Annotated in this window: 6 protein-coding genes and 1 tRNA gene; 3 read left to right on the top strand and 4 right to left on the bottom strand. The window is 70.5% G+C overall.

The window, feature by feature from the left end:
- The first annotated feature begins 58 nt into the window (after nucleotides 1-58).
- Nucleotides 59-131, top strand: a tRNA-Thr gene (locus CUC05_RS11030).
- Between the two features lie 29 nt (nucleotides 132-160).
- Here CUC05_RS11030 and CUC05_RS11025 read toward each other — a convergent pair.
- Complete coding sequence (locus tag CUC05_RS11025) at nucleotides 161-1,042, bottom strand: alpha/beta fold hydrolase (RefSeq protein WP_157965455.1); 882 nt, start codon at nucleotides 1,040-1,042, stop codon at nucleotides 161-163.
- 67 nt (nucleotides 1,043-1,109) lie between these two features.
- Between CUC05_RS11025 and CUC05_RS11020 the strand changes: the two genes are divergently transcribed.
- Together CUC05_RS11020 and CUC05_RS11015 are read left to right on the top strand one after the other, a co-directional pair.
- Nucleotides 1,110-1,871 carry an SURF1 family protein gene (locus CUC05_RS11020; protein WP_108666129.1) on the top strand — a complete coding sequence of 254 codons (762 nt, stop codon included), beginning with the start codon at nucleotides 1,110-1,112 and terminating at the stop codon, nucleotides 1,869-1,871.
- A 14-nt stretch (nucleotides 1,872-1,885) separates the two neighbouring features.
- The gene (locus CUC05_RS11015; RefSeq protein WP_108666128.1) at nucleotides 1,886-2,443 is read left to right on the top strand and encodes a LytR C-terminal domain-containing protein; all 558 of its coding nucleotides are present in this window, start codon (nucleotides 1,886-1,888) and stop codon (nucleotides 2,441-2,443) included.
- Nucleotides 2,444-2,483: 40 nt separating this feature from the next.
- Here the strand turns inward: CUC05_RS11015 and pepN are convergent, their stop codons facing one another.
- The 3 genes from pepN to sigH form a co-directional block, all read right to left on the bottom strand.
- Nucleotides 2,484-4,997: an aminopeptidase N gene (pepN, locus tag CUC05_RS11010; RefSeq protein WP_108666127.1), complete on the bottom strand. Its 2,514-nt coding sequence runs from the start codon at nucleotides 4,995-4,997 to the stop codon at nucleotides 2,484-2,486.
- Nucleotides 4,998-5,082: 85 nt separating this feature from the next.
- Nucleotides 5,083-5,646, bottom strand: coding sequence for a hypothetical protein (locus CUC05_RS11005; RefSeq protein WP_157965454.1), 564 nt, complete (start codon nucleotides 5,644-5,646; stop codon nucleotides 5,083-5,085).
- Nucleotides 5,647-5,730: 84 nt separating this feature from the next.
- Complete coding sequence (gene sigH / locus CUC05_RS11000; RefSeq protein ID WP_108666125.1) at nucleotides 5,731-6,363, bottom strand: RNA polymerase sporulation sigma factor SigH; 633 nt, start codon at nucleotides 6,361-6,363, stop codon at nucleotides 5,731-5,733.
- Nucleotides 6,364-6,457: the final 94 nt, after the last annotated feature.

Here is a 6,457-nt window from a genome sequence, read left to right as displayed (position 1 = left end):
AGCTCCGATGTCACAGCGCTCCCGGCTCTGACCGTGCAGCAGATATCCTTCTGCGCACGCCGGGATAGCTCAGTTGGCAGAGCGTCGCTCTTGTAAAGCGAATGTCGCGAGTTCGATTCTCGCTCCCGGCTCTCTCGCTCCCGGCTCTCTCGCTCCCGGCTCACTCGCTCCCAGATCGGCCAGCACGGTCGTGGAGGGCCAGCAGGTGGTCGGCCACGACGTCGGGGCGCTGCAGGTGCACGTCGTGTGCGCCGTCCAGCCAGACGGCCCGTCCGTGGGGCAGGCGTCGCACGGCCTCCTCGACCCCGGCAGCCTTCCGTGCGGCCCACTCGCCCTCACCGCCGTTCACCGGAAGCAGCAGGGCCGGCACGGTCACCTCGCCCATCCGGGCGAAGGGGTCGGTGGCCCACATCACGCGCACGATGGCTTCGTGGGCGTCCAGCGACAGGCGTGGCTCGACGCGGCCTTCGGGATGGTGGTGCAGGTTCGCCATCTGTGCGTCGAGCGCCCCGGCCGGCCACCCCTCCACCGAGCGCGCGATCATCTGCCGCACCTCACCCGGCGCGAGATCGGCCAGCGGGGGCGGCCGCAGCGCCGCCCAGGCCTCGTCCGCGGTCGGGTGTGCCGCACCGAGGGCGATGAACCCGCCGTCGACGGCGGCCACCGCGGCGAACCCCTCCGGGTACCGCGCCGCAGTCTCCAGCACGACGTTGCCACCCCACGACTGTCCCACCAGGACGGGTCGGTCGAGCCCCATCACCCCACGGAGCGCCTGAAGGTCGGCGGCCACTGCGTCGTAGGACATGTCGCCGTCCGCTGGGCCCGACCGCCCGTGGCCGCGCTGGTCGACGGCGACGACCCGATGCCCAGCCGCTGCGAGGACGGCCGAGACCCCGTCCCACAGGCGGGCGTTGGACGACAGGCCGTGGACCAGCAGGAACGCTGGCCGGTCGCCGGCGCGTTCGCGCACCGACAGCTCGTGCCCGGCCGGCAGGGGGACGTGGTGTTCGTGAAGCGGGGGTGGTGTCGAGACGGTGGTCACTGCCCGCCGAGTATCACCCCCGACCGGCCCGGTCGCCGGCACGAACGGTCCACCTACAGTGGGTCGCATGCCCAAGCAGCTGCTGCGCCCCGGCTGGGTGCTGACCCATCTCGTGGTGATCGCGATCGCCGTGTCGTTCATCAGCCTGGGGCTGTGGCAGGTCCGCCGGCACCACGAGCAGGTCGAGGAGAACACCCGCGTCGAGGCCCAGCTGGCCAGCTCCCCGGCCGCGCTCGAGGACGCGCTGGCGTCCCCCGACATCGACCTCCTCCCCGTGCGGGCCACCGGAACCTTCGAGGCCGACGAGCAGCTGCAGCTGGCGCCTCGGTCCCGCAACGAACGCCCGGGGTTCGAGGTCCTGGCCCCGCTTCGGCTCGACGACGGCCGGGCCCTGCTGGTCAACCGGGGCTGGATGCCGCTGGACAGCGAGCTGCCGGCGCCCCCGGCCGGTGAGGTCACCGTGACCGGTCGGCTTCGCACCCCCTTCGACAGCCGACAGGTGCTGACCGACGATGCCGGCACCATCACCCTGGTCAGCAGCGTCGACACCGACGTGCTGGCCGAGCAGGTCGACGACCTGATCACCGTGGGGTGGCTGGAGGTCGTCGACGAGCAGGCGCGGGAGCAGGGTGTCCTGCCCCGGCCCGCCGAGCCGCCGGTGCTGGAAGCCGGTCCCCACCTGAACTACGCCGCCCAGTGGTTCGCATTCACCATCATCGGTTTGATCGGCTACCCGCTGCTGCTTCGTCGGCGTCTCGCCGACGCCGACCGCGAGTCCGTCGACCGGGCAGGGGCCAGCCGGACCGACCACGCCCTGCAGACCAAGTAGCCTCCGCACCTGCCGTGAACACCTTCATCCGACTGATCGCCCTCAACACCGCCCGGCTGGTGTTCGTTGGTGCGCTCCTGCTGGCCCTGTACGCCGGACTCACCTGGGCGCTGTCGCCCGAGGAGCGCCCCGACGCCGCCAGCATCGCCGCGGCCCAGGCGGCGCTGGACGCCAGCGAGTCAGAGCTGGCCGAACCCTCCGCGACGCCGACGCCGGCCGAGACCGTCGCCGCACCCGTCGAGCCGACCGAGGTCCCGACCACGGAGTCCCCCGAACAGCTGATCGCGGCGGCGAAGCCCCCGGGCGAGACGACGGTGCAGGTGTTGGATGCGGGCGGCGGCAGCGCGAGGGTCGACCAGGCCGAGGCGGTGCTGGAGCAGCTCGGCTACAACGTGGTCGCGCGCAGCCCCTCCTCCCGCGACGTCGTGGAGACGACCGTCTACTACACGGCCGACAACGTCGCCGAGGCAGAGGGCCTGCGGGCCCGCGAACCGCGGTTCCGGGTCGTCGAGGCCAACCGGGGCCTCAGCGAGGGCGTGGACATCCACGTCCTGGTCGGCACCGAGTTCTAGGCCCGGCGCCGACCGGGGCGTGCTGGTGCCGACGGGGGCGTCAGCCGTCGACGACTCGAGCACGCAGCGCACGCTGCGTGGCGTCCCGTCCCTCCGACACGCTGCGCTTGGCGATGCCGGGCAGGTCCGCGTCGAACGCGCGATCGGCCGCGGCGACGACGTCCTCGCTGATCATGGGATGGGGATAGATCGCCTCGGTCATCGTCAGGCCCTCCTCACCGGAGACCTGGTGCCACAGCGACGGCAGCGCCTCGACCCACGCGGTGCTGGCGTAGTCCGCCAGCACGTCCGACTGCTCGACCTGCCAGAACCCGCGCAGCACCGCACGACGCGTGTGCATCGCCGAGCTCGTGTCCATGGCCCGGCGCCACGCCTCTGCCTTCGCGTCGGCGGTGGGCCGTGCCGCCAGCGCCGTCTCGGCCCCACGCCGGCCGACATCGGTCGGGTCCCGCTCCAGCTCGCGTGCGATCGCGTCGGCATCTGCCTCACCCATGGCCGCCAGGTGCCCGAGGGCGAACCAGCGGAGGTCGGTGTCGACGGTGAGGCCCTCGACGAGGGTCGACCCGTCCAGCAGTCCGGCCACGAAGGCGGCGTCGGTCCTGGAGCTGATCACGGCGCGGGCCCAGATGAGCTGGCGGTCGCTGCCGGGTTCGGCCCGGTCCAGGCCTGCACGGCTGGTCGCCGCGATGCGCTCGCGCAGGGCCGTCCTGTTGGCCGGGTCGCCGTAGCGGTCGGCGCAGGCGAACGCCTGTCGGAGGAGCGTCTGCAGGACGCTCACGTCCGCCTCGACGGGACCGTGCTCGCAGACGAGGTCGGCGAAACGGCGAGCCGCCAGCTCGGCGTCGCGGGTTGCGTCCCACAACGAACCCCAGGAGACCGCACGGGCGACACCGTCGGACATCGTGCCGAGGGACCGTTCCAGCGCCTCGATCGAGCGGCTGTCGAGGCGAACCTTGGCGTAGGCCAGGTCCTGGTCGTTGAGGAGGAGCAGGTCCGGTCGGGGCCGTCCCGCCAGCGCGTCGACCGTGGTCGACGGCCCGTCGATGTCGACCTCGACGAAGTCGGTTCGCATCAGCACACCATCCGCGGTCGCGTACAGGCCGATGCCCAACCGGTGCGGACGCAGGGTCGGATGCGCGGGCGGTGCCACCTGGGCTATCTCCACGGCGGTCATGACATCGTCGTCGTCGGTGTCGATCCGGGCCGACAGCGTCGCCACGCCGGCGGTCTCGAGCCAGGACTTCGACCACGAGCCCAGCGCACGGCCGGACGGTCCCTCGAGGGCGTCGAGGAAGTCCGCCAGCTCCGCGTTCCCCCACGCGTGGCGCTGGAAGTGATCGCGCAGGCCCTCGATGAACGCGTCCTCACCCACCCAGGCGTGCAGCTGCTTGAGCACGCTGGCGCCCTTGGCGTAGGTGATGCCGTCGAAGTTGGCCATCACCGACTCGGTGTCGAGGATGTCGGCGACGATGGGATGCGTGCTCGGCAGCTGGTCCTGCTGGTAGGCCCATGCCTTCATCGAATGGGCGAAGTCGGCCCACGAGTCCTCGCCGAACCGTGTGGCCTCGGCCACGGCCTTGTGGGCCATGAACGTGGCGAACGACTCGTTGAGCCAGAGGTCGTCCCACCACCGCATGGTGACGAGGTCGCCGAACCACATGTGGGCCATCTCGTGCAGGATGGTGTTCGCGCGGGACAACCGGGCCGCCTGGGTCACCCTGGAACGGAAGACGTACCGCTCGCTGAACGTGACGCACCCGGGGTTCTCCATGGCACCGAAGTTGAACTCGGGCACGAACAGCTGGTCGTACTTGCCGAAGGGGTAGGCCATGTCGAAGCGTTCGGCGAAGTAGTCGAGCCCCTGGGCGGTCAGCTCGATGATCTCGTCCGGGTCGAGGTACTCCGCCATCGACTTGCGGCAGTAGATGCCGAGCTCCACGTCGCCGTGACGGGCGTCGACACGGTGGTAGGGCCCTGCCACGAGCGCCGAGATGTAGGTGGAGATGGGTTCGGTCGGCTCGAAGGCCCAGCGGCCCGCGGTGCCCGCATCGGGACGCGAGGCCACGCGTGCGTTGGACACGACCTCCCACCCGGCGGGTGCCGTGGCCGACATCGTGATGGGGGCCTTGATGTCGGGCTGGTCGAAGCACGCGTAGACGCGGTGGGCGTCCTGCGGCTCGAACTGGGTGTAGAGGAACACCTCCTGGTCGACAGGGTCGACGAACCGGTGCATGCCGACACCCGAACGGCTGTAGGCGCACTGCGCCGAGACCTCGACCACGTTGTGGTCGGCGAGGGAGGTCAGGCGGATCCGCCCGTCGGCGTAGGCATCTTCCACCGCGGTCCCGTTGACGACGACGGAGTCGACCCGGCGAGCGGCCAGGTCGAGGAAGGTCTCGGCGGACGGGTCGTTGGCGTCGAAGGTGATCCGGACCGTGGAGGTGAACGTGTCGTCCTCGGTCCCGGTCAGGTCGAGGTCGATCTCGTAGGCCACGTTCCGGATCAGGTCGGCGCGGACAGCGGCTTCGTCCCTGGTCAGGTTTGATGATTTCAAGGCGTGTCTTCGATCGGGCGGGCTCTTGGGTCGGCTCTGCAGGCTACCCCTCGTCGCCGTCGCGCCAACCGACCGGGCGTGCGGGTCAGCGGCGGCGTGTTCGGGCGATCGTGCGTTCCCGGCTGGCCCGTGCGGCGCAGGTGGTCAGCAGGGCCATGGCGGCGTCGAGGCGACCGAGCACGTCGTTGCCGAGGGCGGCCACGAACGCCCGATCACCAGCCGATTCCAGGGTCGCCATGGCGCTGGCCAGCTGGGTCGTGGCCGGTTGTTCGCCGGGACGGGCGGCAAGCACGAGCTGGGTGTCGTCGATGGTGTCGATCGCGTCCCGCAGGACGGTCAGCGTCTCCACGGTGTCGGCAGCCGCGACGGCGGCACCGATCACGGCACCGTCGATCAACGCCACGGCCTCCGCGCACCCACGGATCTGGTCCCAGCGGGCAAGCAGGCCGTCCAGCTCGCTCCACAGGTCGTCGTAGGCCACGTCCCGGGTCAGCTGGTGGCCGAGGGCAACCGCCTCCCACACGGTGTCCACCAACGCCTGCCGCACGGTTGCGTGCGGGGCGGTGTCGGCCGCCACGCACCCGAGCTCGATGGCCCGGGCGATTCGCTCGAGTCGATCGGTGATCGTGGTGTGGTCGAGGTGCGTCACGTCATCCGACGCTACCGCGGTCCGCCACACCGGGCGACGATGGACTACAACCGGTTCAGTCGTTCTGCACGCACCGTCACACCATCAGACGAGGACCTTGCGCTCCTCGAGGTAACCCTCCAGCTTGCGCTTGATGCGCTGGATGGCGTTGTCGATGGACTTGACCTGGCGCTCGAGTCCCTCGGCGATCTCGGCGTAGGTCTCCCCGTCGAGGTAGCGCTGCAGCACCTCGGCCTCGAGGTCGGAGAGGATCTGGCCGAAGTAGCTGCGGATGGAGGCCATCTCACCCTGCTGCACGATGCTGTCGGCTGGGTCCTCGCCCCCGTCGAACTGCTCGCCCAGCTCGGTGTCGGAGTCCTCGTCGCTGACCTTGGCGTGCAGGGACACGTAGGAGTTCAGGGGCGCGTGCTTCTGGCGCGTCGCGGTCTTGATCGCCGTGATGATCTGCCTGACGACGCAGAGCTCGGCGAACCCCCTGAAGGACGCCTCGTGCGTCGGGTCGTAGTCACGGATGGCCTTGTAGAGGCCCACCATGCCCTCCTGCACGACGTCCTCGCGGTCGGCACCCACGAGGAAGTACGAACGAGCCTTCATGCGGACGAACCCGCGGTATCGGTCCAGCAGCTGGTCGAGGGCTTCGCTGTCGCCGTTCCAGGTCCTGGAGACCAGCTCCTCGTCGCTGGCAGCAGCACCTCCGAGCGGGGTCGACGAACCCATGCTGGTCCTGTGGCTGGGTACTGCGGTCGGCGGCAAGTTGCCCTCCATGAGCGGCGGCTGGTACTGCGGCGGTAGTCAGCAACTGCAAACCCCC

The organism is Euzebya rosea, assembly GCF_003073135.1.
GTDB lineage: Bacteria > Actinomycetota > Nitriliruptoria > Euzebyales > Euzebyaceae > Euzebya > Euzebya rosea.
This window is presented reverse-complemented; position numbering and strand designations above follow the sequence as displayed.